The 26,680-nt window shown below is 38.3% G+C and carries 32 protein-coding genes, 1 tRNA gene and 1 pseudogene; 21 read left to right on the top strand and 13 right to left on the bottom strand.

The window, feature by feature from the left end; translation table 11 throughout:
- Positions 1–7: 7 nt before the first annotated feature.
- Together PB1_RS02665 and pepF are read left to right on the top strand one after the other, a co-directional pair.
- On the top strand, positions 8–1,204 hold the full coding sequence (locus tag PB1_RS02665) for a competence protein CoiA (protein WP_003350597.1): 1,197 nt from the start codon (positions 8–10) through the stop codon (positions 1,202–1,204).
- 122 nt (positions 1,205–1,326) lie between these two features.
- Positions 1,327–3,144, top strand: a complete 1,818-nt coding sequence (pepF, locus tag PB1_RS02660; RefSeq protein WP_003350596.1) for an oligoendopeptidase F — start codon at positions 1,327–1,329, stop codon at positions 3,142–3,144.
- A 498-nt stretch (positions 3,145–3,642) separates the two neighbouring features.
- Here the strand turns inward: pepF and PB1_RS02650 are convergent, their stop codons facing one another.
- The 4 genes from PB1_RS02650 to PB1_RS02635 all read right to left on the bottom strand — a co-directional run bounded on the left by PB1_RS02650 (position 3,643) and on the right by PB1_RS02635 (position 6,390).
- Positions 3,643–4,527, bottom strand: a complete 885-nt coding sequence (locus PB1_RS02650; protein ID WP_003350592.1) for a ClpXP adapter SpxH family protein — start codon at positions 4,525–4,527, stop codon at positions 3,643–3,645.
- Positions 4,524–4,931, bottom strand: a complete 408-nt coding sequence (locus PB1_RS02645; RefSeq protein WP_003350591.1) for a globin domain-containing protein — start codon at positions 4,929–4,931, stop codon at positions 4,524–4,526. The genes PB1_RS02650 and PB1_RS02645 overlap by 4 nt, the downstream gene beginning before the upstream one ends.
- 231 nt (positions 4,932–5,162) lie before the next feature.
- Positions 5,163–5,789, bottom strand: a complete 627-nt coding sequence (locus PB1_RS02640; RefSeq protein ID WP_003350590.1) for a lytic transglycosylase domain-containing protein — start codon at positions 5,787–5,789, stop codon at positions 5,163–5,165.
- Positions 5,790–5,793: 4 nt separating this feature from the next.
- Entirely contained in the window at positions 5,794–6,390 is a 597-nt protein-coding gene (locus tag PB1_RS02635) for a CYTH domain-containing protein (protein ID WP_003350589.1), read from the bottom strand.
- 136 nt (positions 6,391–6,526) lie between these two features.
- On the opposite strand from PB1_RS02635, the gene PB1_RS02630 reads away from it, so the two are divergent.
- From PB1_RS02630 to PB1_RS02620, 3 genes are read left to right on the top strand one after another with little or no spacing between them, the layout of a single operon-like run.
- Positions 6,527–6,895: a UPF0738 family protein gene (locus PB1_RS02630; RefSeq protein WP_034644840.1), complete on the top strand. Its 369-nt coding sequence runs from the start codon at positions 6,527–6,529 to the stop codon at positions 6,893–6,895.
- A 57-nt stretch (positions 6,896–6,952) separates the two neighbouring features.
- The gene (yjbM, locus tag PB1_RS02625) at positions 6,953–7,588 is read left to right on the top strand and encodes a GTP diphosphokinase (RefSeq protein WP_003350587.1); all 636 of its coding nucleotides are present in this window, start codon (positions 6,953–6,955) and stop codon (positions 7,586–7,588) included.
- A 44-nt stretch (positions 7,589–7,632) separates the two neighbouring features.
- Positions 7,633–8,433 (top strand): NAD kinase, encoded by an 801-nt coding sequence (locus tag PB1_RS02620; protein WP_003350586.1) that lies wholly within the window; start codon positions 7,633–7,635, stop codon positions 8,431–8,433.
- Positions 8,434–8,587: 154 nt separating this feature from the next.
- Here the strand turns inward: PB1_RS02620 and PB1_RS02615 are convergent.
- A pseudogene (locus tag PB1_RS02615) lies at positions 8,588–9,705 on the bottom strand (RNA-guided endonuclease InsQ/TnpB family protein).
- Positions 9,706–9,881: 176 nt separating this feature from the next.
- Here PB1_RS02615 and PB1_RS02610 point away from each other — a divergent pair.
- Entirely contained in the window at positions 9,882–10,781 is a 900-nt protein-coding gene (locus PB1_RS02610) for an RluA family pseudouridine synthase (RefSeq protein ID WP_003350583.1), read from the top strand.
- A gap of 58 nt (positions 10,782–10,839) precedes the next feature.
- Here PB1_RS02610 and prpE read toward each other — a convergent pair whose 3' ends face one another.
- Positions 10,840–11,580 (bottom strand): bis(5'-nucleosyl)-tetraphosphatase PrpE, encoded by a 741-nt coding sequence (gene prpE, locus PB1_RS02605; protein WP_003350582.1) that lies wholly within the window; start codon positions 11,578–11,580, stop codon positions 10,840–10,842.
- A gap of 220 nt (positions 11,581–11,800) precedes the next feature.
- On the opposite strand from prpE, the gene fabI reads away from it, so the two are divergent.
- From fabI to PB1_RS02560, 10 genes are all read left to right on the top strand, one after another.
- On the top strand, positions 11,801–12,574 hold the full coding sequence (gene fabI, locus PB1_RS02600; protein WP_003350581.1) for an enoyl-ACP reductase FabI: 774 nt from the start codon (positions 11,801–11,803) through the stop codon (positions 12,572–12,574).
- Positions 12,575–12,780: 206 nt separating this feature from the next.
- The gene (locus PB1_RS02595) at positions 12,781–13,131 is read left to right on the top strand and encodes a hypothetical protein (protein ID WP_003350580.1); all 351 of its coding nucleotides are present in this window, start codon (positions 12,781–12,783) and stop codon (positions 13,129–13,131) included.
- Between the two features lie 2 nt (positions 13,132–13,133).
- Positions 13,134–13,496, top strand: a complete 363-nt coding sequence (locus PB1_RS02590) for a DUF1360 domain-containing protein (RefSeq protein ID WP_003350579.1) — start codon at positions 13,134–13,136, stop codon at positions 13,494–13,496.
- A gap of 256 nt (positions 13,497–13,752) precedes the next feature.
- Positions 13,753–14,241 (top strand): YhcN/YlaJ family sporulation lipoprotein, encoded by a 489-nt coding sequence (locus PB1_RS02585; protein WP_003350578.1) that lies wholly within the window; start codon positions 13,753–13,755, stop codon positions 14,239–14,241.
- A gap of 15 nt (positions 14,242–14,256) precedes the next feature.
- Positions 14,257–14,736, top strand: coding sequence for a stage V sporulation protein AC (gene spoVAC / locus PB1_RS02580; protein ID WP_003350577.1), 480 nt, complete (start codon positions 14,257–14,259; stop codon positions 14,734–14,736).
- On the top strand, positions 14,736–15,755 hold the full coding sequence (spoVAD, locus tag PB1_RS02575; protein WP_003350576.1) for a stage V sporulation protein AD: 1,020 nt from the start codon (positions 14,736–14,738) through the stop codon (positions 15,753–15,755). The genes spoVAC and spoVAD overlap by 1 nt, the downstream gene beginning before the upstream one ends.
- A gap of 16 nt (positions 15,756–15,771) precedes the next feature.
- Positions 15,772–16,128, top strand: a complete 357-nt coding sequence (gene spoVAE, locus PB1_RS02570) for a stage V sporulation protein AE (RefSeq protein ID WP_003350575.1) — start codon at positions 15,772–15,774, stop codon at positions 16,126–16,128.
- 332 nt (positions 16,129–16,460) lie between these two features.
- Positions 16,461–16,595 (top strand): YjcZ family sporulation protein, encoded by a 135-nt coding sequence (locus tag PB1_RS16755; RefSeq protein WP_003350574.1) that lies wholly within the window; start codon positions 16,461–16,463, stop codon positions 16,593–16,595.
- A gap of 136 nt (positions 16,596–16,731) precedes the next feature.
- Positions 16,732–16,989: a sporulation-specific transcription regulator SpoVIF gene (gene spoVIF / locus PB1_RS02565; RefSeq protein ID WP_003350573.1), complete on the top strand. Its 258-nt coding sequence runs from the start codon at positions 16,732–16,734 to the stop codon at positions 16,987–16,989.
- Positions 16,990–17,187: 198 nt separating this feature from the next.
- The gene (locus PB1_RS02560) at positions 17,188–17,463 is read left to right on the top strand and encodes a hypothetical protein (RefSeq protein WP_003350572.1); all 276 of its coding nucleotides are present in this window, start codon (positions 17,188–17,190) and stop codon (positions 17,461–17,463) included.
- Between the two features lie 113 nt (positions 17,464–17,576).
- Here the strand turns inward: PB1_RS02560 and PB1_RS02555 are convergent, their stop codons facing one another.
- The 6 genes from PB1_RS02555 to PB1_RS02530 all read right to left on the bottom strand — a co-directional run bounded on the left by PB1_RS02555 (position 17,577) and on the right by PB1_RS02530 (position 21,814).
- Complete coding sequence (locus PB1_RS02555; protein WP_003350570.1) at positions 17,577–17,999, bottom strand: GNAT family N-acetyltransferase; 423 nt, start codon at positions 17,997–17,999, stop codon at positions 17,577–17,579.
- Positions 18,000–18,002: 3 nt separating this feature from the next.
- Positions 18,003–18,518 carry a YjcG family protein gene (locus tag PB1_RS02550; RefSeq protein ID WP_003350569.1) on the bottom strand — a complete coding sequence of 172 codons (516 nt, stop codon included), beginning with the start codon at positions 18,516–18,518 and terminating at the stop codon, positions 18,003–18,005.
- A 229-nt stretch (positions 18,519–18,747) separates the two neighbouring features.
- Positions 18,748–19,398 carry an amino acid ABC transporter permease gene (locus PB1_RS02545; protein ID WP_003350568.1) on the bottom strand — a complete coding sequence of 217 codons (651 nt, stop codon included), beginning with the start codon at positions 19,396–19,398 and terminating at the stop codon, positions 18,748–18,750.
- A gap of 13 nt (positions 19,399–19,411) precedes the next feature.
- The gene (locus PB1_RS02540; RefSeq protein WP_003350567.1) at positions 19,412–20,065 is read right to left on the bottom strand and encodes an amino acid ABC transporter permease; all 654 of its coding nucleotides are present in this window, start codon (positions 20,063–20,065) and stop codon (positions 19,412–19,414) included.
- A gap of 165 nt (positions 20,066–20,230) precedes the next feature.
- Positions 20,231–21,067, bottom strand: coding sequence for a transporter substrate-binding domain-containing protein (locus PB1_RS02535; protein ID WP_003350566.1), 837 nt, complete (start codon positions 21,065–21,067; stop codon positions 20,231–20,233).
- A gap of 18 nt (positions 21,068–21,085) precedes the next feature.
- Positions 21,086–21,814 carry an amino acid ABC transporter ATP-binding protein gene (locus PB1_RS02530; protein WP_003350565.1) on the bottom strand — a complete coding sequence of 243 codons (729 nt, stop codon included), beginning with the start codon at positions 21,812–21,814 and terminating at the stop codon, positions 21,086–21,088.
- 400 nt (positions 21,815–22,214) lie between these two features.
- On the opposite strand from PB1_RS02530, the gene PB1_RS02525 reads away from it, so the two are divergent.
- Positions 22,215–22,286: transfer RNA gene (locus PB1_RS02525), tRNA-Val, on the top strand.
- A 120-nt stretch (positions 22,287–22,406) separates the two neighbouring features.
- On the opposite strand, the gene PB1_RS02520 is transcribed toward PB1_RS02525, so the two are convergent.
- Positions 22,407–23,519 (bottom strand): tyrosine-type recombinase/integrase, encoded by a 1,113-nt coding sequence (locus PB1_RS02520; protein WP_003350564.1) that lies wholly within the window; start codon positions 23,517–23,519, stop codon positions 22,407–22,409.
- A 140-nt stretch (positions 23,520–23,659) separates the two neighbouring features.
- Between PB1_RS02520 and PB1_RS02515 the strand changes: the two genes are divergently transcribed.
- The 4 genes from PB1_RS02515 (at position 23,660) to tnpC (ending at position 26,643) form a co-directional block, all read left to right on the top strand.
- Entirely contained in the window at positions 23,660–24,235 is a 576-nt protein-coding gene (locus PB1_RS02515) for a hypothetical protein (RefSeq protein WP_003350563.1), read from the top strand.
- A gap of 69 nt (positions 24,236–24,304) precedes the next feature.
- Positions 24,305–24,631 (top strand): IS66 family insertion sequence element accessory protein TnpA, encoded by a 327-nt coding sequence (tnpA, locus tag PB1_RS02510; protein ID WP_003350562.1) that lies wholly within the window; start codon positions 24,305–24,307, stop codon positions 24,629–24,631.
- Positions 24,632–24,639: 8 nt separating this feature from the next.
- A complete protein-coding gene (gene tnpB / locus PB1_RS02505) occupies positions 24,640–24,981 on the top strand; it encodes an IS66 family insertion sequence element accessory protein TnpB (RefSeq protein WP_274413072.1) in 342 nt (113 codons plus the stop codon).
- A gap of 78 nt (positions 24,982–25,059) precedes the next feature.
- Positions 25,060–26,643: an IS66 family transposase gene (gene tnpC, locus PB1_RS02500; protein ID WP_003350560.1), complete on the top strand. Its 1,584-nt coding sequence runs from the start codon at positions 25,060–25,062 to the stop codon at positions 26,641–26,643.
- The last annotated feature ends 37 nt before the right edge of the window (positions 26,644–26,680 follow it).

The raw sequence follows: 26,680 nt of genomic DNA, 5'->3' as shown, positions 1-26,680 counted from the left end.
TTTTTTATTGCTGACAGCCAGGAGAAAAAACGGAGAGTTATTTTCATTGGCAGAATGCACGAACCGAGAATGGATCCGCAAAAATTTTAAAAAGGAAGAGTTTTACTGCCCGGTATGTGAACAAAAAGTAATTTTAAAAATCGGTTCAAAAAAGATCGCCCACTTTGCCCATCAAAAGGACCAGTCTTGCACAAGGGATTATTATGAACGGGAATCAGATTACCATTTAGCAGGCAAGCTGAAGTTATATGATTGGCTAAAAAAGGAAGGGGTAAAACCAAATCTTGAGCCGTATCTTCCGGAAATCAGGCAAAGGCCTGACATCTTATTTATTTATGACAACAAAAAATACATTATTGAATTTCAATGCTCGGCCATACCGGAGGAAATCATGAGAAAAAGAACGGAGAGTTATATTGTTAATGGTTTCATTCCTTTATGGATAGTAGGAGCAAATCAACTAAACCGCAAAGGAAAAAATTCTGCTTCTTTTTCAAGCTTTCAATATCTCTTCTTAAGAAAAATGGACCGAACCATGTTCATTCCGTTTTTTTGTCCCAATACTTGCCAATTCATATTTCTTCACTCAATTGTTCCACTTTCCATACGGAACACGATCGTATCATTGTCTTTAATCCCTCTCACAACAGCCTCTATAAATGAGATTATTTATCCAGTATTGAAAAAAATTTTTTCATGTTCTGATTGGAGAAAAGGAATTGAAAATTTTAAACGGCAGCTTGTCATGGGACCGAAAGCCTTCTCTGATCCGTTTCTAATAGAAATCTACAAGAATTATTTAAACGTCTTACATCTTCCTCCGCATATCGGCCTTCCTGTCTTTCATAGTCCTTATATTGAAACTTCCCCAATTATTTGGCAAGGTTATATTTGGATTGATATTTTAAGCAAATGCCAACCGGGTGATATGATTACCTTTGATCAAGTTTACTCATCTTTTGTCTCAAGGGTAAAAAGAAAGCACGTTAAAGTTCGGGATTTTCCATTAATTGAAAAAGGACATCCTTCTTTTGCGGTTTGGGAATATTTATCTTTGCTTTCATTAACAGGGGCATTAACAAAAGCTGGCCAAAGATCATATCGTGTTTCAACAATCATCATACCGGAAAATTCATTTCAAAAATCAAAGCTCGAAGAAGACTTTTATCAACAATATGGCAAGATCATTGAACGAAACATTTAATTTTTGTATGTTTAGCAACATAGAACATACAATAGGGAGTGAATATTCACACATTTAAGAAGGACTTTTTAAGTGAAGGCCGAATTTATTTCATTATTTGAAATGTTGAATGGAGGATACTTATGTCAAACAATTCAGCAGTAAAAAGATTGCCTGAAAGAAATGAAATCCCAGTTGAATACACATGGAGGCTTGAGGATATATTTGCAACTGATGATGAATGGGAAAAAGAATTTAGAGAGGTTAAGGAGCTAATCCCTGGTATTAACCGCTTTAAAGGGAAGCTTGGCGATAGCGCAGATGAGTTGTACAATGCTCTAACTTTTCAGGATCAATTGTTGGAACGCCTCGGAAAATTGTATACATATGCGCATATGCGTTATGACCAAGATACAACCAATTCTTTTTACCAAGGAATGGATGACAGAATCAAAAACCTTTATTCACAGGCAGCAAGTGCCCTCGCGTTTATTGTCCCTGAAATATTGGCAATTGACGAACAAAAAGTTGCTTCTTTTTTAGAAGACAAGCACGAATTAAAGTTGTATGAACATGCACTAGAAGAAATCAATTTGCAAAGACCGCATGTCTTGTCTGCCGAGCAGGAAGCAATGTTGGCAGAAGCTGCAGAGGTGATGAATGCATCAAGCAATACCTTCGGAATGCTAAACAATGCAGATCTTGAATTTCCGAGCATAAAAGATGAAAACGGGGAAGAAGTAGAAGTCACTCATGGCCGTTATATCCGGTTCCTTGAAAGCAGCGACCGCAGGGTTCGAAAGGATGCATTTATGGCGGTTTACAGCACTTACTGTAAGTATCGGAACACATTTGCAAGCACATTAAGCGGTACGGTGAAAAAAGATAATTTTAACGCTCGAGTTCGCAAATACAACTCAGCCCGTCATGCTGCACTGGCAGCAAATAACATTCCCGAAAGTGTATACGATAATCTTGTTAATACAGTTAATGATAACCTTCATTTATTGCACAGTTATGTCAAGCTTCGCAAGAAAGTCCTTGGTTTAGATAAACTTCATATGTATGATTTATACACTCCGCTAGTTAAAGATGTGAAAATGGAAATTTCTTATGAAGAGGCAAAGGAGATAATTGTAAAGGGCCTGGCCCCGTTAGGAGAAGATTACGTAAATGTGCTGAAAGAAGGCTTTGAAAACCGATGGATTGACGTTCATGAAAATAAAGGCAAGCGAAGCGGAGCATATTCTTCTGGGTCATATGGAACAAATCCATACATTTTAATGAACTGGCAGGACAATATAAATAATTTATTTACTCTTGCCCATGAACTCGGCCACTCGGTCCATAGTTACTATACACGTAAAAACCAGCCATATCCATATGGCAACTATTCAATTTTTGTTGCAGAGGTCGCCTCAACATGCAATGAAGCACTGTTAAATGATTATCTTTTAAAAACAATTGATGATGAGCAAAAATGCATCTACTTGCTGAATCATTATTTGGAAGGTTTCAGAGGAACGGTGTTTCGCCAAACGATGTTCGCAGAATTTGAACATCTTATTCATCAAAAAGCGCAAAATAATGAACCGTTGACAGCCGAAACGTTAACGAAAGATTATTATGAACTGAATAAGAAATATTTTGGTCAGGAAGATATTGAAATTGATGAAGAAATTGGCCTCGAGTGGGCCAGAATTCCTCATTTTTATTACAATTATTATGTGTACCAATATGCAACCGGCTTCAGCGCTGCAACAGCATTAAGCAAACAAATTCTTGAAGATGGGCATCCGGCTGTTAACCGTTACATTGAATTTTTGAAAGCGGGCAGTTCCGATTATCCGATCGAAGTGCTGAAAAAAGCTGGTGTAGATATGACGAGTCCAAAACCGATCGAAGAAGCATGCAAGGTTTTTGAAGAAAAACTAAATGAAATGGAAAGTCTGCTATCATAGTGTTTTGGTTCCTTCTCAATTCCAGTATGAGAAACCAGCCGCAGATCAGTATTTGCGGCCGGTTAATTTTTAAACCCTTTAAACCTATTGCGGTTGTTTAAATAATAGACAAATAAAAATAAGGAGAAAAACAGAATCGGACCTGTAATAAAGACTGAGATCAGCTTCATTAAACCTAATAGATGAAGAATAAAAGAGAAAAGGATAAACAGGATGATTAAAATCAAGTTAAGATTTTGCAATACAGTTTCCCCTCCAATCAATAACAATTTATGCACATGTCCAATGAATCATGCAGTGATTTTGACAATATTGTGAAATAACACACAATCTTATTGTCATGATCTTTTTTTTCATGTTATATTACAGATGTGAAGTTGATCATAAGCAAACAAATACCCCTTTGTTTGACCGTGAAAAATTTCTCCCATCCCCTTTGGTTCGTATTTAATATATGAAAAAGACCATGCAACGAGTTGCTGCATGGTCTTTTTCATTTTACTCTTCTTTGTACCTCCAAAACATACCGTGTTTTGCAGGGATTTGTTCAACTTTTTGCTTTAATAAAAGCTTCTTCATTTCTTTTTCTACTTCATCGGTTGATAAGTTATACACGACTGCCACTTCCTTGGATGCGACAAGCTTAAAATGCTTTAAAAATGCTTCCAAAGAAGGGGGAGCAGCCCGTTCCGGCTTTTCCTGGAGCATTTCTTCGAGAATTTGTACATAAATCTCATAAGGATAACAGCCCGTTATTTTAATTCCCTCGTCTTCGATGCGCTCATTAAAAAATACAAGAGCCGGAATTTCATTAATATCCATTTCTGTTGTGATTTTTAAATCACACTGAAAAGCTTTAGCAGCACTGTTCGAATGAATATCTATTAAAAATTCTTCAACATCAAGACCGACGCTTTTAGCACATTCCTTTAGTACATTAATATCGGAAACATTTTGCTTTTCCAAAAATATAATTTCCTGAATTTTTCGCAAAAAACGGATGCCGGCCCTTCTTCCTTGAAGCTCAGCAGCTTTAATCGCCATAGCTGCAAGATATGGGGATGAAATCGGGTTTTCAAGCCAAAGGCTTCCATCACATGACATTCCAGAGCGACTCGCAGTTTTTTCCCAAAGTTCCGCTACAGATTCGTAATTTTTCTTACTTCCTAAATTCAAGGAAGTTAAACGGACGCTTAAAACATGTTTTATCGAAAAATAGCGGCCATACTCAATTTGAAGCTTTTTTATTACCGGTTCTAGAGCCCAGCATTTCGGACAAAGCGGGTCGACGAACATATAGAGTTCTATCGGCTTATTCTCTATTCCGTGGCAATAATGATGAGAGGAAGCCCGGCTATTGAATGTTTGCTTCTGTTCTCTCACGTGTTTTCACCTTGAACTTCATTCTTGTCAGGTGTGTTAATCATGTGCTGGGCAGTTAATACAAGTCTTGAAAAAAAATCTTTTCTGATTTCCCCCTCCAAACCGACTTCATCCATTGCTTCATTCATACATGCAAGCCATGCTTTTGCACGGGCAGGAGTAATTTCAAATGGCTGATGGCGGGCCCTGAGCATTGGATGTCCATGTTCATTAGTGTATAAAGGAGGTCCGCCTAAGTATTGAGTCAAAAACTGCTCTTGCTTTCTGGCAGTTTCTGTCAAGTCATCTGGAAAAATCGGAGCGAGATCCGGATGCTCTCCAACTCGGCGATAAAACGCAACAACAAGCCTTTGAAGCGTTTCTTTGCCGATGGCATCGAACGGTGTAAGCATTCTCTCGACCATAATAACGACTCCTTTAACTTATGTTTTATTTATCAAGCTTAAATCGCCAGGGCCTCGAATTATAAGATGGCTCCTTGCGGAAATAAGGATATTTTGTTCTCATTATTTTCTTTATTTTATCAGCCGGAAATTCTTATCTCAAACAAATAGCCTTGCACAATAATTATGTCCAATTTTACAACGAATCCCGCTTGTTACGAGTAACAAAGCGGGATTATCAACTTAACACTATTAGGCAAAGAATAAATTGGTAACTTTTTTTACATAATTTTGCGTTTCTTTAAATGGCGGGATTCCTCCATACTTATCAACGTTTCCTGGTCCGGCGTTATAAGCTGCCAATGTAAGCTCAATATTTCCGTTATATTTGTTAAACAGCCGCTTTAAATACTTGCTTCCTGCAAGAATGTTTTCTTCAGGATCAAAAATGTTTTGAACGCCTAATTCCCGAGCCGTTTCAGGCATAAGCTGCATAAGCCCTGAAGCGCCAGCACGGCTGACAGCATTAGGATTAAAATTCGATTCCTGTTTAATAACTGCTTTAATGAGCTTGGCCGGAAGCTCATAGAGTTTCGCTGCCTTTTCAATCAGGCTGTCATAATCGGTGCTGGAGCTTGACAGTTTTGTTAACTTGATTGGCGGCAGCGTTGTACCATTGAATATAGGAAAGGATGAATCTGCTTTTTGTGCCGATGCCGGCAAATCTTTTTGTGAATCTGAAGGTGTTGAAAGTTCTTCTTCCAGCAAATCAGTTAACAGCTCATGAAATAGTGAATTATTTTTCAAGATTTGCGAAGGCTGGCTGAAATTCTGAAGAGCCTGTAATTCAAGCATAACTTTTAACATTTCCGCTTTCATCAATCTATTTCTCCTTACGAAATGATAAGTTGTTTTTTGCTGCAAAAAAACGTTTTATTTTGTTTTCAGTATTTCGTAACGGAATTTTATGTTCGCTGAGCAAATCCAAAAAGATTTTTTGCCCTTCTTCTCTATTGGTTACCTCATATTCTATCTCAAAATCCTCCGTATTTAAATAGTAGCTATGGTCAAAAACAAGCAAACCTCCTTTATATATTTGTTCTGCTCTAAAGGTTGTTAAAGAACCAAGGTATTCCAATTCTAAAATGTTTATATTTAAATCCTGAAATATTGTCTTAATCGTTCCTTCAGGAAATATCAAGTGATGAAGCATTTTTTCTGCCTCAACCGAATTGATTTTCTGATTTGTTTCAAGCAGACCCTCTTTGGCAGGCTGCTTTAATGTCAATTCAAAAAAGCCGTCTTTTTCCCTTATTCGCAAAGCTGAACCAAATTCCTTTAATGAAAATATGCCCGTGTCAAAATAATAATTGATTTGTTTTGAAAAATCATTGCTTTTAATTTGAAATACTTTCTGAATACGATGAAATTCGTCTTTTGTAAGCAGATTCTTAAATTCAATTTCAATTTGTTGTGACAATCCTGTTCTCTCCTCACGATTTCATTCACTATTATAATATCAAAAATGCAGGAAAAAAATTGCTTTAATGTTTCAATTTTGGGAGAAATGAAATCTATGTGATAAAATAGGAGAGAGCATGGAGGCTGATGATATCATGAAACAAAAAATACATATTCAAAGTGCACAAATAAAGGAAAATCAATTACTTCTGCAGGCTGAATTTCCAATTTCTAATTTAAGAGCTGTCGGCCGGATTCTAGTTGATTCTGAGAACTTTTCTTTTATTTATTTAACAGAAAATAAGGATGATTATACATATATTGTGCTTTCTGAACCAATCTGGGACCAATTAAGGGAGGCGCTCCAATCAGAGATTCCTGTCTATTTAGCCAGCCATGGTGAAACACTTGAGTTGATAAATTTTCATAATGAGCTAAAATACTTGATCGAAAACATTAGGGGGAATAGTAACTACGGAGAGGGAATGGTTGAGAAAGTGGAAAACACTTTTAAATCTGTTTGAAAAACATCCGTTCATAATATTTTATTTTTACGATAACCGGATGAGGTGAGTTTATTAGTGAAGCATTGGGATATGTTTTTAGCACCATACAAACAAGCGGTTGAAGAACTTAAGGTAAAACTGAAAGGTATGAGAAGCCAATTTGAACTAAATTCCACCCACTCGCCAATTGAGTTTGTTACGGGAAGAGTGAAACCAATTGCGAGTATTTTAGACAAAGCAAACCAAAAAGGCATCCCGCTTGATAGATTAGATGAGATGCAGGATATCGCCGGCTTGCGAATGATGTGCCAATTTGTCGATGATATAATGCGTGTTGTCGAGCTTTTAAGGAACAGAAACGATTTTGAAATTGTTGAAGAGAAAGATTATATCTCACATAAAAAGGCAAGCGGATACAGATCTTATCACGTCGTGATTCGTTATCCAGTTCAAACAATTGAAGGGGAAAAGAGAATCTTGGCGGAAATTCAGATTCGTACACTTGCCATGAATTTCTGGGCAACCATTGAACATTCTCTGAATTATAAATATAAAGGACAATTTCCTGAAGATATAAGGATTCGATTGCAAAGAGCAGCCGAAGCGGCTTTTCTCCTTGATGAGGAAATGTCGCAAATTAGGGGAGAAATCCAGGAAGCCCAGGCATTTTTTACTCGGAAGAAAGAAATGCAGCAGGATGGAGACATGTAACGGTTTCCGCTTTGATTATTAATAAAAAGAGGAGTTTTTGTTCAATGAAATTTGCGTTTACGACAAAAGGGGATTCAAAATCGAACACTCTCATGTATAAAATGAGAGATCATTTATTGGATCTTGATCTAATTTACGATGAAGATCAGCCGGATATTGTTATTTCTGTTGGAGGTGACGGTACATTATTATATGCTTTTCACCGGTACAGCAGCCGTCTTGACAAAACTGCGTTTGTCGGTGTTCATACGGGGCACCTTGGCTTCTATGCCGACTGGGTGCCTGATGAAATCGAAAAGCTTGTGATTACCATTGCGAAAACTCCTTATCAAGTGATTGAGTATCCTCTATTGGAAGTCATCATACGCTACCGGCACGGTGGAAAAGAAACACGATATTTGGCTTTAAATGAATCAACTGTGAAAGCTGTGGAAGGCACGCTCGTTATGGACGTTGAAATACGCGGCGATCATTTTGAACGGTTTCGCGGTGACGGGCTGTGCATTTCCACGCCTTCTGGAAGTACAGCATATAATAAGGCGCTTGGAGGGGCCATTCTTCATCCTTCTATCTCTGCTATTCAGGTGACGGAAATGGCGTCGATTAACAATCGGATTTTCAGGACAGTCGGTTCTCCTCTCATATTGCCTTCTCACCATACATGTATGCTGAAGCCGGTCAATGAACCGGACTTCCAAATTACTATTGACCATTTGACGCTTCTTCACAAAGATGTCAAATCAATCCAATTCAGAGTGGCAGATGAGAAAATCCGGTTCGCGCGATTCAGACCTTTTCCTTTTTGGAAAAGGGTACGAGATTCATTTATTTCAGAGAAAGACTAATCTCAGAAAACAGGGCTGATTTGTCAACAACCCACCACCTACGCTTGCGTTTAGAGGTGGGGGCTTGTAACTACCCGGAAGTGCAAACGCCGCAATGCTCCTTCCTTAGCGTGGTGTTACTTTAGGCAGGTTGACAGCTACCCAACTGCACAAGTCATGCTTGTGCAATCACTTCAGCGATGTACTCAATTCCTTTTCGCTGAAGATTCATAGCACCTATACGGTCATCATTTGATGTGTATCACACTTTTTACAACAGAATATATGCTTTTTCTTGTTACGGTTCGCCTTCTTGGTATGTCTGCACTTCGGGCATGTCTGAGAGCTGAAGCATGGGTCAACTGCAATTACCTTGGACCCGACGATACAAGCTTTGTACTCTATCATTTGTCTCAGTTGATAGAATGCCCAAGAAACGGTTTCATAGCGGTCTTTGACTCTTACACGTTCGGTTGCATGACGAACACCTGTCAGGTTTTCTACAACAAACAGGGTATTTGCTCCATATCGTTCAACAAGTGCCTTACTAACGGAGTGGTTCACGTCCGTCATCCAACGGTTTTCTTTTTGTCCGATTCGCTTTAATTTTCGGCGAGCGGAAGCCGCACCCAATCGTTGCAATTGCTTGCGCATGTACTTGTACTTGGAACGCTTGTCCTTGATGGATCTTCCGTTGAAGAACAAGGATTTTCCATCAGAGTCATAACTGACCGCGACAAAGTTAATACCCATATCGACGCCAACTACTTGACTGAAAGTATGTTCGGATACTTCTGGAATTTCCTTCGTCATTGGGATATGAAAAAAGAACTTTCCGTACTTGTTGACAAGTTTCGCTGTACCAAAAGACCAAGAACCATCAAAATATTGTTCCATCCCTTTCGCTTCAAATGGCACTTTCACCCTGCCATGAAGCGTGTTGATCGAAAACAGTCCTTTAGTAAGAGAATAGTCGCGATTCCAAACAAGGTCATATTCGGGTTTCTTAAATCGTATTTTTGCCCAATCATGACCATTCGTTTTCGCTGATTTGTAACGAGCGATCACGGTTTTCATTACGGACTGCGCCATTTGAGATCGTAAAGAAAAGTCAGAACGTAACGTTTTATAGGCTATCTTATGTAACTTAGCCTGAACAATCTCTTTTGTTTCAAAAATAATTTGAGATAGGAAATTACAACCGTTACGGTAAGCTTTCAAAGTTTCCTGCAACAAGCCGATTTGCTCAGGAATAGGATTGATCTTAATTTTTGCTGTAATTGTCAATTGCATCATGATCACCTCACTTTCATTAAGATAATCATATCATAGTATCTAATGGATTAAACTAACTTAAAGAAAGAAGGGAAAAGCAGCGAATGTCGGATGCTTGAGGCGGCAGAAACAGCCCCCATCCAAAGCACATTCCTCCCCGCTCTATTGAGGACGGGGTCTCCTGCGCTGATTAGATGAAAACTAATTGTTTTACTCTTACATGGAAAATCGACAGCAATAAAGAAGGTATCTTAGTCAAAGAGTTTTTAAAGGAGCAAAATATTTCGAAAACGGCTTTATCAGATATAAAATTTCATGGTGGAAAAATATTTGTTAATGAAAAAGAAGTTACTGTGCGTTATAAACTTTCCGAAGGAGATGTTTTAAAAGTAATTTTTCCGGAAGAGAAGCCAAGTGAAGGGGTAGCAGGTGAGGAAATTCCTCTAGATATCCTTTACGAAGACGAGTACCTTCTTGTCATCAATAAGCCTTCCGGCATGAACACTATACCTTCACGTGAACACCCTTCAGGGAGCCTTGCTAATGCGCTAGTCGGATACTATAACAAAATAGGTCTTATTTCGACTTCTCATATTGTAACCCGCCTTGACCGGGATACATCGGGGATTGTTTTGGCTGCAAAACACCGCCATGTCCATCACCTGTTAAGCAAACAACAAAGGAGCGGGCTCGTAAAAAGAACTTATGAAGCGTTTGCTGAAGGTTTTTTTAAGCAAGACAAAGGAAAAATTGAAGAACCGATTGCGAGAAAATCAAACAGCATTATTGAAAGGGAAGTCAATCCAAACGGGCAATATGCTTGTACATACTACACAGTGATCAAAAAATATTCATCTTTTTCCCATGTTCAATTGAAGCTGGAAACAGGGCGGACCCACCAAATCCGAGTTCATCTTTCTTATTTGGGGCATCCGCTTCTTGGCGATGATCTATACGGAGGAGACACTTCAAAAATAAAAAGGCAGGCATTGCATTGCAGCCGGCTTGCTTTTTTTCACCCGTTTCAAAAAAAAGGCATGGAATTTCGTTCCGAGCTTCCCGAGGACATGAGAAAATTAATCGTACAAGATTGATAAGAGGCTGACTCATAAGGGTCAGACACCTTACAATATGACTAAAGGGGTCTGACCTCTAATTGAAATTCCTGAACTTTTCCGCTAAATAAGGCATCGATGATGGAACTGACACGATTTCCATCTCCGGATACTTAAGCGCGGTAAGCTTTCCGCCAAACACAGCACCCGTGTCGATATTATACGTATTGTTTATAATCCTTACTTCCTTCACAGGGGTGTGTCCATAGACAATGTACGCATCCCCGTTATACGATTTTGCCCAATCCCTTCGGACGGGTGTACCATCCGGGTTCGTCTGTCCGGTAATATCTCCATATAAAACAAATGTCTTCACCTTTGCATTGTTTTTTCCGATTAAATCCTCCGTGATTCCGGCATGGGCGATCACTAATTTCCCATTATCAAGGTGGTGATAAAGAGGGGCATTTTCATATAAGTCGATAAATTTTTTTCTAATACTTTTTTGTTCATCCTCAGGTAAAGATTTGTACTCTGCAACGGTTGTTTCAAGCCCATGTGTAATCTGCACCTTATTTCCTAAAAAATAGCGGTAAAGTTTATTACAGTGATTTCCAGGAACATAAAAGGACAGTTTTCTTTTTACAGTTAATTTCCATACGGTTTCGATGACTTTTAAACTTTCCGGGCCGCGATCTGTTAAATCCCCTACAAATGCAAGTTTTCTTTCATTTTTATGCAATGGAACCCCTTCAGACCAATCATATCCTAGTTTCTTTGTTAAAAGAAAGAATTCGTTAAAACATCCATGGATGTCACCAATAATATCAAGTTTCATATTCGAGCATCCTTTCTTGCTTGTTCGATTGTTCAAAGGCACTTAATAGTATTTAAACAAATTTTTCTCTTGTGTGAAAAGAATTATTAGAAAAAATTCACGCTTGACAAAGTAGGAAGAATTCTTAAGAAGGCAGAATGAATTCTTTTTATTTTACCAATAATGTATTAAAATTAGTACTAGGTATTAATAACATGTAATAAGTAGGAGGATATATTCAATGACTCTTTCTTTAAACGGAAAAAATATTGTAGTAATGGGAGTAGCAAATAAGCGCAGTATAGCTTGGGGTATTGCTCGTTCACTTCATAATGCCGGGGCCCGCTTGATTTTTACATATGCAGGAGAACGATTAGAAAAAAGTGTCCGCGAACTCGTAGAAACATTGGAAGGTGCTGAGTCACTTGTTTTACCGTGTGATATTACAAGTGATGAAGATGTAGCAAAATGTTTTGCTGAAATCAAAGAAAAAGTGGGAACAATTCATGGCCTTGCACACTGTATAGCTTTTGCGAATAAAGAAGAGCTTCAAGGCGAATATTTGAATACAACAAGAGAAGGTTTCTTGCTTGCTCATAATATCAGCTCTTATTCCTTGACTGCTGTTGCAAAAGAAGCAAGAGGATTAATGACAGATGGAGGAAGCATTGTCACTCTGACCTATTTAGGCGGTGAACGGGTTATTCAAAATTACAATGTAATGGGTGTTGCAAAAGCATCTTTAGATGCAAGCGTTAAATATTTAGCCGCAGACTTAGGTAAAGACGGGATTCGTGTGAACTCAATTTCGGCAGGCCCAATCCGAACTTTGTCTGCAAAAGGAATAAGCGACTTTAATTCTATTTTAAAAGAAATTGAAGAAAAAGCTCCGCTCAGAAGAACAACTACACAGGAAGAAATTGGAGATACTGCCCTCTTCTTATTTAGTGAACTTTCCCGAGGCATTACTGGGGAAAACATTCATGTTGATTCAGGCTACCACATTCTTGGCTAAGATCGAAACGAGGCCCGCTTCAAACCGAAGCGGGCTAATTTTTTTAAGAAAAAATGAGTATCTGTTTTTTAAATTGGCTCATAAAACTTAAAGAGTGGCTTAGTGAAAAGGGGATCATAAAAAAAGGGAACCGAATAAACAACCTCCGCTCATTCATTGCATACATATAATAGAGTATCACCATTTCGTTTAGGCAGGGGGAAATGATGGAGAAAAAAAAGGATTCAAGCAGGCCCTTATTATATTCATTAAAGCTTAATTTTCATATGCAGGAAACATTTCACAAAACATTACGGGACGAAGTAGAATCCGCCGAAGAAAAAAGCGATGAGGATGCCTATATGGCACTGAACGAAGATTTTTTTTCAGCCAACTTTAACGTGGATGAAGTCGTGCAAAAGCTTAGGAAAATGCTTGGAGACAAACTTACCGATGAGGTAGAGAAAGATCTATTGACGTCATGGTTTGAAACAATTGGGACTATGAAGAAATCAAGCAGCTTATCAGAAAATGGAGAAGAATCCCTGTTAGAAGAGCAATCAATGGAGGGGGTGTAAGAGTGAGTTCAGATTTTACTTTTTGGAACGTAATTTTGATGGGTTTAGCTTCTTTTCGTCTTACAAGACTGATTGTTTTCGATCAAATCACTTATATTTTCAGAAAGCCTTTCTTTGATGAGATTACCGAAGTCAACAAAAATGGAGAGAATGAAGTTTATTTAGCTCCAAAACAGCATGGCTTTAAAAAGTGGATGGGTGAATTATTAAGCTGCTATTGGTGTACTGGGATCTGGGCAAGCATATTCGTTATTTATCTTTATTTTTTTGCATCTTTTACCGGAAAAGTAATCATTTTAATTTTGGCTGTTGCAGCGATTGGGTCAATTATTGAAGTCATCATAAGCAAAATTTTAGGCAATTGAAATAATATCATATATTAAATCATGAAAAAAATCTGCAGGAAAAACCCCGTTTTTTAAAATACATTCTAAAATTGCTAAAAACATTGCTGTTTAACAGAAAAGCTTATTAATTAGCTGTCTCAATAAATCTGAGACAGTCTTTTTTTGGAAATAACCGACCAGCTATAATTTACCTTCATAAAAAAAACATTCCTGCAAACAATAAGAAGCGCAGGTGATAAAACTAATTTATTTCTTACATAAGGAAGGGAATCGAATGAGGACGAGACGAAAATTGAAGTTTCTAATGTTTAAAATGATTGTGGCTTTATGTTTGCTTGCTGCAGGATGTCAGGGGGAGAAAATGGAGCAAGAAAGCAGGATGGCACTTATAAAGACAACAAATCCGCCGCCGCAAGTGATTGGAAGCAAACAAAAGGATAAAGATGTTGCAGAAAAGGTTAAGAAAGATGTTATGTCATATAAAGAAATTTATGATGTGGCCGTTGTTAAAGGAAAAGAAGATATTCTTGTCGTTTATAGAGTGAAGCATTTGCAGCGTTTCAGAATGAAAAAAATTGAAAAAGACATTAATAAGCTTCTTGAAAAAAAATATCCGGACGAAAATTTTACCGTTTCAAGCGATTATAAAATATTTCTTGAAGCTGTTCAATTAAAGGAAAAAATGAAGGATCCCGACTATTCGGAGAAGGATGCTGAAGATCGTCTAAAACGAATTATCAGCTTAAAGAAAGAATTAACATAGAAAGGGGATAATTGAATGGGGAACAAGAAAATGGAAAAAATGACACCTCAGCAACAGCAGTACCAGCAGCTTGAACAAAAATTTGAGCTTAAGCGTCCTATATTGAAAAACTGCATAAGAGCATTTTTTGTCGGCGGCATTATTTGTGCAATTGGCCAGGCTATTACTTATTTTTATATTTATTTTTTTAATTTTACAGAACAAACAGCTGGCAATCCAACTACTGCTACATTGATATTCCTTTCTATGCTGCTTACAGGATTCGGCGTCTATGACAGAATCGGGCAATTCGGCGGAGCAGGAAGTGCTGTACCGGTAACAGGGTTTGGGAATGCGGTTATCTCAGCGGCTATCGAACATCGGACAGAAGGGTTTGTTCTTGGAGTAGGCGGAAATATGTTTAAACTGGCGGGATCGGTGATTCTTTTCGGAGTGTTTGCCGCCTTTATAGTTGCTTTAATAAAAACATTATTAAATATGTGGGGGGTTTTATAATGCTCGCGGGAAAACAATCGTGGGTATTTTCAAACCGGCCCGCAATTGTGTCGACAGGTGTGTCCGGGGGACCTTTCGAAGCCAACGGCAAGCTTGCTGAAGATTTTGATATCCTCCATGAAGACTTGTGGATGGGGAAGGATTCTTATGAAAAGGCGCACAGCCTTTTGCTCGAAGAAGCAATCGAAGCTGCACTGAAAAAGAGAAACATGCAGAAGGATAAAATTCAATTTTTACTAGCCGGCGATCTTATCAATCAAATTACCCCAACAAGTTTTGCAGCGAGAACAATGCAAATCCCGTATTTAGGAATGTTTGGTGCTTGTTCCACTTCCATGGAAGGACTGGCTTTAGCTTCATTTATTGTCAATTACGGCGGAGCAGAATATGTGATTACAGGCGCTTCAAGCCATAACGCTGCAGTGGAAAAGCAATTTCGCTATCCGACAGAATATGGCGGCCAAAAACCACCGACCGCTCAATGGACGGTTACCGGAGCAGGTGTAGGACTCGTAACTCCTAATACTAAACAGCAGGAACCTGTACCGGTAACAACTTCCGCGACAATTGGCAAAGTGGTTGACATGGGGTTAACAGATCCTTTTAATATGGGCGGTGCAATGGCTCCGGCAGCTGCAGATACGATTGCTGCACATTTTAGAGACTTGCAGCTCGAACCTTCCCATTATGATTTGATCGTAACGGGGGACCTTGGCAAAATCGGGCAAGAAACTACGTACGAATTATTGATGAAAAGTGGATTGGAAATCAAGAGAGAACAGTTTCAAGATTGCGGTTTGATGATTTATAAAGAAGATCAGCCAGTCCAGTCTGGAGGGAGCGGAGCCGGCTGTTCGGCGACCGTTTTTTATGGACACTTATATAACCAAATGAAAAGCGGAAAATACAGACGGATTCTTTTAGTAGCAACGGGGGCGTTATTGTCACCATTGTCATATCAGCAAAATGAAACCATTCCATGTATCGCCCATGCAGTCTCAATTGAAATGCAAGTATAAAGGAGGGAGTTTTAAAATGCTTGCGATGTTTTTTTGGGCATTTGTAGTAGGAGGTCTTATTTGTGTTTTTGGGCAGTTGTTATTTGATGTGGCTAAATTAACCCCAGGCCATACATTGAGTTTGCTTGTTGTAATTGGAGCAATTTTGGATGGATTTGGATTATATGAGCCCTTGGTTGATTTTGCCGGAGCAGGCGCGACCGTACCGATAACAAGCTTTGGAAATTCTTTGGTTCACGGGGCTCTTCAGGAAGCGGAACAGCATGGCTTAGTCGGGGTGCTTACAGGAATGTTTGAAGTAACAAGTTCAGGGATCTCGGCTGCAATTGTTTTCGGATTTCTCGGAGCACTTTTGTTTAAGCCAAAAGGGTAAAGAAAGGAGAAAAACATTCAGTTACCCTCAATGGGGATACGCTGTGGATGAATGGCAAAAACGTTAAGAACGGAGAAAAAACAGTTACCTTAAAGTGATTAATATCTTCTTTGGGTAAATTCAATACGGTTTCATGGTACGTTCATATGGAATCAAGTGAATTAATTTTGAATTCTATTAATGCTAGCAATCACGTCATATTTAAGAAATCGATATAAGAATAATGCTAGTGAACATATCAAATGTTGCGGAAAATTCCTTTTGAGCCGCCTATACACATTATAGTTGCCTCACATATGTTATTAAAGACTAAAAAAAGTGAGGTGACAGACATGGGCTTTTGCGGCTACGGTGGATACGGTTGCGGCTATGGGGGCTACGGCTACGGCGGTTATGGCTCCACTTTCGTGTTAATCGTCGTATTGTTCATTTTGTTAATTATTGTAGGAACTAGCTTTTTCCATTAATATTCAGTTTTAACTGCAGCAACTAAAGAAAGTGCCGTCTCAATGAGAGGCGGCATTCTTATTTATTAATAAAGCACATTTTCTGCCTCTATTCATACTATATAAGTAGTTTAAAAAGAAAGTGTGGTGTTCCATAATGGATAATGGATTTTTTAAAAGTGTTGAAAAGAAGACCGGTGTAAATATGAAAGATATTTTGGATTTAGCAAATTCTTTGCAGAACGCAAACTTTAATGACGAAAAAACAATAAGAGGCGTTATCCAAAAAGTTTCCCAAATTGCAAAAAAGCCTGTTTCGAAAGATATGGAAGATAAAATCGTTCAATCTATAATCAACGATGGCAAAAGCCTTGATTTTAACTCAATATCAAAAATGCTTAACAACAAAAATTAACTATATCATGCGGGCCAGCTCCTCATCACTTTACCGCTTTAAAACAGTGCGGGCCAGTCCCGCCCTGCTTTAAAGCGGTAAAGCAGCGCGGGACTGGCCCACTATTCCTTTGTTTAACAGTTATTGAAAAAGGGTAAAGAAAAGTATCACATTGCATAGAAAGTAAAAACTGCATGTTAAAAAAAGGGGTATAGAATGATGGGATATATATTACCGGCAGGTCATGATCAATACTATCAATATGCAATACGTGAACTTGGCAACAGTGGCCATTCCATTCAATTTATGCCGATTGCAAGGATTAACAGAGAAGGAACAGGCATAATTCCATATCAAGCATTCTCAGCGTACAAGAAAGTTTTTACACAAAAGGAAATTGCTCCAAGCATAAAGAATAATATTATCAGAAAAACGATTGAAAAGACTTACGCCGAAGTAACAGGGAAAGGAAAATATTTTTGTGAAAGGATTTAACCATAAGAAAAGGGAGAGAGTGTATTTTTTATGGTAAGGAAATAAAAAAAACCCGGCCAAAAAGTCTTTCATTTGGCCGGGTTCTTCACGTGAAGTTTTTTGAAAAACGATCTTTATAAAGATTTTTTCATCGTCATGTGCGGAATTCCTGCATCCAAAAATTCATCGGAAATCACTTCATAGTTTAAACGGCTGTAAAAAGGGATGGCATGAGTCTGCGCATTTAATTTTAATGCCGAAAAGCCTTTTTCTTTTGCAAACGATTCGATTTTTTCCATAATCGCCTTTCCGGCCCCGCTTTTCCGGTATTCTTTTAAGACGCAAATCCTTTCTACTTTACCATAACCGTCGACTTCCCGAATACGTCCGGCACCAATCGGCTGTCCATTTTCATAAGCAACAAAGTGGGTTGATGATGATTCGAATTGATCGATTTCTTCTTCTTCCGGAACATTTTGTTCGTCAATAAAAACCGTTCTGCGAACAGAAAGTGCATCTTGAAGCTCTTTATCTGTTTCCACTACTTTTACGTTCATGTCTTAATTTTCCTTTCCTAAGCGAAATGTTTCATAAACGGTCCATGAACCATTTTCAAGCTGATACAAAAAGTGAAAACGGTCAATCGTTTCCTCATGATCGACGGATTGCATTCTTAATGAGCCATATACATCAGAATACTCGTCATTCGATAATTTTTGGCCGATTGTAATATGCGGAACAAATGAATACTCCGGTTTTTCATTTACAAACTCAGCGTTAATATCGTTGTATAAACTTTCAAGCTCTTTCGTTTTTTCTACTTTTAAATAGATGACGTTGTTAACCGGATAAAAGGAGCTGATCTTTAAAACCCGCAAACGAAAAGGATTGTTTTTCTCAGCAATATCACTTAGCTTTTGAGAAATTTCTTTCGCTTGCTCTTCCGTTGATTCAAAGGCGCTTTTTAATGTCAAATGTGGAGGAATAAGAGCATAGTGCGGATCATACCGTTTTCGATAAGAGTTTGCGAAATCTTGAAGTTTTTTTGACGGGAAAATAGCAATGCCAAATTTCATAACAAATACCTCCAATTTTAGGATCTATACAAACAAGATCATTATCCAAAAATAGCAACTAGCCACCTAACATGAGAAAATTAAAACATAAATAGCATTATAACAAATTTTCGAAATATATATTAATATTATACTCTTCCTTGTAAGAAAATACATACTATAACCGTTAATATGAAATGAAGATTTACGATGAATAAAGAGAACCCGCCTAATAATAAGCCGGGTTCTTTTAAATACTTTTAGCTTCCAGTCTCCGTGCAATGATTGAGAGCGTGTAGTTAACTACAAAGTACATAAATGCCACTAATAGAAATATCGGAATTATGTAGGCAGTTTTTTGGCCGTTAATGATTTGCGCATTGTGGGTGAGTTCCGGAAGTGCAATAACTACTGCAAGTGATGTGTCTTTTAACAGCGAAATAAACTGGCTGACAATCGGCGGTACCATTCTGCGTAGCGCCTGGGGTATAATTATAAACTTAAGTGTTTGGAAATAGTTGAGCCCTGATGAACGGGCTGCTTCAATTTGCCCTTTATCAATCGAGTTCAAACCGCTTCGAATAATCTCCGATAGCATGGCTGATTCGAAAATCGTTAAAGCTGTTATCGCGGATACAGTGATACTGAGTGTAATACCAATGTCCTGTAAGGAAAAATATGTAAAGAAAATAATCAATAGGAGCGGCAAATTCCTGATTGCTTCAACGATCAATGAGAGTAATTTAGAAATAATAGGTGTTCTTGCGTATCTTAACGTTCCTATCAAGCCTCCGATAAGAAAACTTAGGATGATTGAAAAAAAGGCTACTTTAAGTGTAACATAAAAGCCTTCAAGCAGAAATTTTAGATGATCGGGTGAGTATGCACCAACAAAATCCATTCTGTCGCCCCCTTTAATTGCTTTTTGCCAGGCGTTTTTCGAGATATCCAACCCCAAGGCTTAATGGTACAGTAAGAATTAAATAAAACAATGCAACAAATATATATACGTCAAAAACAACAAATGTTTTAGAAGAAACAAGGTCAGCATGGTACATAAGATCCAAGCCTGCCACCACTGCTAAAATAGAGGAGTTTTTAACAAGATTAATAAATTGGTTACCTATTGGTGGTATGACAATTTTGATGGCTTGAGGCAAAATAACTAATCTCATTGCCTGATTGTAAGTTAAACCTGACGATCTTGCCGCTTCCATTTGGCCTTTCGGTACGGCCTGGATGCCTGCACGAATGGCTTCGGCAATAAATGCAGCCGTATAGATTGAAAGTGCGATTGTTCCAGCTGTAAACCCGCTGAATGTAAAACCAAGCACAGGAGTCCCGACAAAGAAGAAAAAGGTGATAATTAATAGTGGAATATTTCGAATAAATTCAACGTATGCAGTTCCAATCCAGTTCAATGGCCTAATTGGGGAGATCCTCATGACTGCAATAACCATTCCGAGCAGGAAGCTTGCCGCGAGTGCAATAACACTTGCTAGAACCGTGTTTTTAAATCCCTCCAAAAACAAATCAATATTTTTTGTTAATATTGAAAAATCCAGCATTAAAAAACACCTCTTTCAGCTAATCATGGGGAGCGGCTCAAAAGCAAAGGGTCAGACCCCTCCAATACAACATATAGATAATCACTAAAAAACCTTTCTATATATTGTCATTGTTGGAGGGAGTCAGACCCTTATGTGTCAGCCCCCTGATTGAACAAATTGTCTTTATTTCGAAAAATCTTCATTAATCCATTTTTTGTAGATTTTGTCATATTCACCATTAGACTTTATTGTTTTAAGTGCTTTGTTCAGCTCATCCAGCAGTTCTTTTTCACCTTTTTTCACTGCGATTCCGTATGGTTCATCTGTAAAGGTACCGCCGACAAGATGGAAAGAAGGATCCTCATCAGCCATCCCGTAGAGAATGGCGTTATCAGTCGTTAGAACGTCACCTTGGTCTGATTTAAGAGCTGTAAATGCTTCTGCATAGTTTTCAAACTCTAATACTGTTGCCTCAGGCGCTTTTTCACGGATATTTTGGGAAGAAGTAGAGCCTTTAACTGACAATACTTTCGTTCCTTTTTTAATGTCTTCTAATCCCTTAATCGGACTGTCCTTTTTAACAAGGAGAGATTGGCCAGCTTCAAAGTATACATCTGTAAAATCAACTTCCTTTTTGCGCTCTTCTGTAATTGTCATTGTTGCAATAATCGCATCAATATCACCTTTTTGGAGCAATGGAATCCTTGTTTTTGAAGTAACCTCTTTAAATTCCACTTTTGATTCATCCCCGAGGATTTCCTTCGCCAGCGCCTTGGCAATATCAATATCAAATCCTTCTACTTCTCCGGTGCCAGGGTTCTTTAGCCCGAACAATCTTGTATCATGCTTAACTCCGAAAATAATTTTGTCGCGTTCTTTGATGGCTTCGAGCGCGTTTTTGGCACCCTCGCTGCTGCCGCCGTTTGCTTTTTCAACTTTTTCGGTGCCGCAGGCTGCAAGCATGACAACTGCCAATAATGAAATGAATGTCAGTTTTAAAAACTTCTTTGTTTTTGCCATGATCTTTTCCTCCTAACTTTAGTGATTTAATATACGGCTGAGGAAAATTTTTGCCCTGTCTTCTTTCGGGTTGGCGAAAAACTCAGCCGGTGCTGCCTCTTCGAGAATCTGTCCATGGTCCATAAAGACAATTCTGTCAGCCACTTCTTTTGCAAATCCCATTTCGTGAGTGACAACCACCATTGTCATTCCCTCTTTTGCCAGCGTCTTCATAACATCGAGCACTTCTCCAATCATTTCCGGATCGAGAGCAGACGTTGGTTCATCAAAAAGCATGATCTCAGGCTTCATCGCAAGACCTCTTGCAATGGCAACCCTTTGCTGCTGCCCTCCGGAAAGTTGGGAGGGATAGGAATTTGCTTTATCAGGTATTCCTACCTTCTTTAAATAGAACTCTGCTGTTTCTTTTGCTTCTTTTTCAGATTTTCCAAGCACCTTCATTGGCGCAAGAGTAATGTTTTCAAGCACCGTTTTATGAGGGTACAAATGAAAATGTTGAAAAACCATTCCAATATTTCGCCTTAATTTATTAATGTCTGTTTTTTTATTATTAACGGGAATTCCATTTATGGTTAAAGATCCGCTTGAAATTGTTTCAAGTCCGTTAATGCAGCGAAGCATCGTACTTTTTCCCGAACCGGAAGGACCGATTACGACGACAACTTCTCCCTTGCTAATTTTAAGATTAATATTTTTTAAAACATGAAAATCTCCGTAATATTTGTTTACATTATCAAAGACTATCATCTTTTTGCCTCTTTTATAGACTATTTACAAAAATTAAAATAATTACTAAAATCAATTTATTCAGAAATATCTTAATATATTAAAATTATAAACGAGTGTGCCGGAAATCGTCAAACCATACCATTAATGCTGTTTTTTGGTTTAGTGAACGTGATAGAGGGATCAGCTATTGTGATGTGGAGGTATGGTAGAGAGAATGATCGTTTTTCCCCTCCATTAAACAAATACTAATTTTATTAAAGAATCTTGACTTTTTTTTTATAATAAATATAATTAAATACGTGGCTGAAAAAGAATTAGATTATGAAAGGATTTGCAGTCGGCTATAGACAATCTTAATATGATCTGTTAGCTCAGCTGGGAGAGCACAACCTTGACAGGGTAACTATCTTGATATCAAGAGCGATTAGTTCAGTGGGAGAATACGTCCTTGACAGGGACGGGGTCGGGGGTTCGAATCCCTCATCGCTCATAGGTTTGAGTCACTTTCCAATATTTTGGAAAGTGACTCTTTTATTTTTTCTAGAAGGTAAATTTTTCGGTGAATTTTCGGCGCGGTGAATTTTTGGCGTATTCATTTTTAAAAAGCATTTTATTCGAATAAACGTTCAAATCTTTCCACCGCATCTTGTTCCATGGATGGAAGTAAATGTGAGTAAGTATCCATCGTAATTTTTATACTACTATGGCCTAGACGTTCACTTACTACTTTCATTTGAACTCCCGCTTTTAACATAAGTGTTGCATGTGTGTGTCTAAGTGCGTGAAAAGAAAGTTGTTTATTTACTGGACTTGCTTTTAAAGTATTTCTAAATATCCGAGAAAGATTATCTACAGAAACAAACTTTCCATTTTGTGTAGCGATGACTAAATCATTATCTTCGTATTCGTTCGATTCTTTCTCATAGTCTTGCAATTGTTTATATTTAATGAATTCTTTTTTCATTTGCTCCGAAAAAGATACAAATCTTCCGATTGAAGTCTTAGTTCCATCTTGCATGTAACGATCCGTACCGATTGCCGCTCTTACTAATCTTTTTCTTACATATATTGTCTTATTATCAAGATCTATATCTCTCCATTGGAGTGCCAGTAATTCCCCGCGTCTAAGACCAGTATGTGCCGCTAATTTAAAAGCAAAAGAATAACGAGTATATCCTTCAGAGAACTTTAAAAATTCTTTTAATTCCTTTTCGTCAAAAACTTCAACTTTTTTGTTCTGCTCTTTTGGTTTTTCGATACCATCACAAGGATTTTCACGTAGCATTTTCATTTTTACTAAATCATTGAAAAACCTATTAAGAATGTTGTAGGATTTCTTAACAGTTGCTGTGCTCAATTCTTTTTCATGCAAACTATCTAGAAACCGCTTTACATCAATTGGATTAACTTGATTAACAGTTTTATTTTTAAAGAAGGGCTTGATATGATTGGTTAAATGAATTTGATAAGTACTTCTAGTGTTGTCTCCAATGTTTCTTCTGCCATCTAACCATTCCTGTATGTAGTCTTGCATATTTTCTTCTATTTCATATTCTCCGCTCAACTGTCTTCTGATTTTCTCTTTCTCTGCTGCTTCCGCACGTTCGGCCTCTGGTCTTGATTTAAATCCGCTTTTTTTTCTCCTTATCCCTTGATATTGAAACTCATAATACCATAGATCAGTTTCTTTTATTTTTCTGTCAGTATGTTTCCTAACAACCATTTTTATCCTCCTCGAAATTGGATATCATCATGATAACTGCTCGGTGAAAAAAAGGGAAGGTATCTTTTAGGAAATTGGTCCTTATTTTTTTATTACCAATTTGCTACAATTGCATTGAGAGAAAATAGGGGGAAGGTATTGTGTTTTTTGATAAACAAACAAAAGAAGAAAGAGAGAATTATATTAAACTTTTACAAGTTGTTGGTTCGTTATCAAATCTATTTAGTGAGAGTAAAACTCCATATTTATATTACCGTGCAGCAGAAAATATCTTCTGTAAGGCACTAAATGCTAACAACCTTGCTCGAGGTGACATTTCGTTCGACGCTTTCAAAGGAAATGTAGGTATCGGTCTTAAAACCTTTGTACATGGTAATGGAAAAAAATACGAAAAGATAGCCGAATTCAACAAAGACATAGATAAATTTAAAGATTTAGATGCAGAAGGAACTATGCGAAAAATAGCGGAATTAAGAAACAACAGAATTGCCGCTGCGGAACGTGCGCATGGAACAGATGAAAAGATATATCACATTGTTACACGAAAAAACGGTAAATTCGAAATACATGAAGAAGAAATGCACTATATCGATTTTAATACATTAAAACTAGACAAGAAAAAAACGACTGATAAAAATATATTCTTTAAAGATAAACATGCTAATTATAAATTTTATATAGCAAAAAGTACATTATATAAAGTAACCGTAAAATAGTACCCACCTATTAACCAAGATGATACTATGAGATAATCTCTTCAAATCAATATTTGAGGAGGTTTTTTGATGTCTCGAGCGGAATTGCGAAAAGAATGGGAACTTCGTATCGATAAGTTTAGGGCAAGTGGACAGACCCAATCCAAATGGTGTGCTGACAATAATGTAAAGCTCCATCAATTAAAATATTGGCTTAAAAAAATTGAAAACACAAATCGGATCTCAGCACCATCACCTAAATGGGTATCAATCACAATGAATGAACAAGATGCCGAATCAAAAAACACTTCATTATCCTTACAGATTAATATAGGGCAAGCATCCATAGAGGTTAAACCTGGCTTCGACCCATCTTTCCTTGCGGATGTCGTCCGGACCTTAAGATCGCTGTGTTGAACGAAGCAATGATCGTGCATGTTTACCTCGCCCGAGGGAGCACAGATTTGCGCAAGTCCATTGATGGCCTGGCTGCGTTGGTGAAAGAGTCGTTTGATCTGGACCCCTTTTCGTCTAGCTATTTTGTCTTCTGTAACCGTAATCGGGATAAATTGAAAATTCTTCATTGGGAGCACAACGGATTTTGGCTCTATTATAGACGTTTAGAACGCGGAAAATTTCAATGGCCAACGGATGAAAGTGATGCACCGTTAAAAATAAGCCGCCGGCAGTTCCGTTGGTTGCTTGATGGACTTCCACTTGATCAACGCCAGGCTCATCCTGAAGTTATCGCAAGGACAGTCATATGAAATCATATTTTTTCATTTTTTTATTTAAAACTCCAATTTTTAAAAGGGACTGATCATAATTTGTCGAATAGATAAAGTATGAAAAAGACAACGAAAACACTCACCCAACCAACTGAAAATCTTCAAAAACGATGTGAATCCCTTGAAAAGCAAGTCGCTGAACTGACTGCGAAGTTAAAATGGTATGAGGAACAGTTTCGCCTCAGCCAAAAAAGACGATTCGGCTCTTCAAGTGAAAAAACACATTCCGATCAACTAGAGCTTTCGCTCTTTAATGAAGCAGAGGTAGAAGCAGCCTCCAATTTAGAGGAACCTGCTTCTGAAACCATTACCTACCGTCGTCGTAAAAAACGCGGCCAACGTGAAACGATGCTAGAAGACCTGCCTACGGAAACGGTTGAATACCGCCTTTCCGCAGAAGAGCAGGTCTGTTCGTGTTGCGGTGGATCTTTACATGAAATGAGCACGGAAGTGCGTCAAGAAATCAAAGTCATTCCAGCTGAAGTAAAAGTGGTTAAGCATGTCCGTTATGTCTACGCCTGCCGCCGTTGTGAACGTGAGGAGATCCATACCCCGATTGTGACAGCGTCTATACCGGCACCTGTCTATCCGGGCAGTTTAGCTTCTCCTTCAAGTATGGCGTATGTGATGAGCCAAAAATATGTGGAAGGGCTGCCTCTTTATCGCCAGGAAAAGCAGTTTGAGCGATTTGGGTTTACATTATCCCGGCAGACGATGGCGAACTGGATGATCTATGGCGCAGATCAGTGGTTACGTTTGATTTATGATCGGATGAAGGATCATTTACTCAAGCAGGAGATTCTCCATGCGGATGAAACCACTTTACAGGTACTTCATGAACCGGGTCGAAAGGCAACATCCACTTCTTATATGTGGCTTTATCGTACAGGAAGAGAAGGTCCGCCGATTACTCTTTATGAATACCAACAGACACGAGGAAAGGAACATCCTCGTAAGTTTCTGAATGGTTTCAAGGGCTACCTTCATGTGGATGGCTACTCCGGTTATCAAGGGCTGCCTCATGTGACCCTGGTAGGTTGTTGGGCACATGCAAGGCGTAAGTTTGATGAAGCCTTAAAGGCTCTTCCGGCTTCAAAGCAGTCGGCTCCGGTAGCTGCCAAGGAAGGACTCCATTTCTGTAACCAACTTTTTGCGATTGAGCGTGAATTAAAGGATTCAACTCCTGAAGAACGCTATAATAGTCGTTTGGAACGCAGCCAGCCAGTACTGGAGGCTTTTTCAGCATGGCTTAAAACTCAAAGGTCAAAAGTCCTTCCAAAAAGCGCCCTTGGCCAGGCAATCCAATATTGCCTGAACCAATGGGATAAATTAGTGGGCTTTTTAAAAGATGGTCGGTTAGAAATCGATAATAACCGTAGCGAACGTTCGATCAAGCCATTTGTCATTGGCCGCAAAAATTGGTTGTTTGCCAACACCACACGGGGCGCTCAAGCCAGTGCAACAATATACAGTATTATTGAGACAGCTAAAGAGAATAACTTAAATCCATTTGCCTATCTCACCTATCTTTTTGAGAAACTACCAAACATGGAAACCCAAGATAAAGATGCCTTGGATCAATTAATGCCTTGGTCATCAACGATCCCATTAGTTTGTCGTGTGTTTAAAAAGAATACTTAAATCATAACTAAATCCCCATCTACTGTAGGTGGGGATT

Origin of the sequence: Bacillus methanolicus PB1, assembly GCF_000262755.1 — a bacterium.
Lineage (GTDB): Bacteria > Bacillota > Bacilli > Bacillales > Cytobacillaceae > Bacillus_Z > Bacillus_Z methanolicus.
Note: the sequence above shows the minus strand (reverse complement) of the source record. Positions and strands in the feature narration are given on the sequence as shown.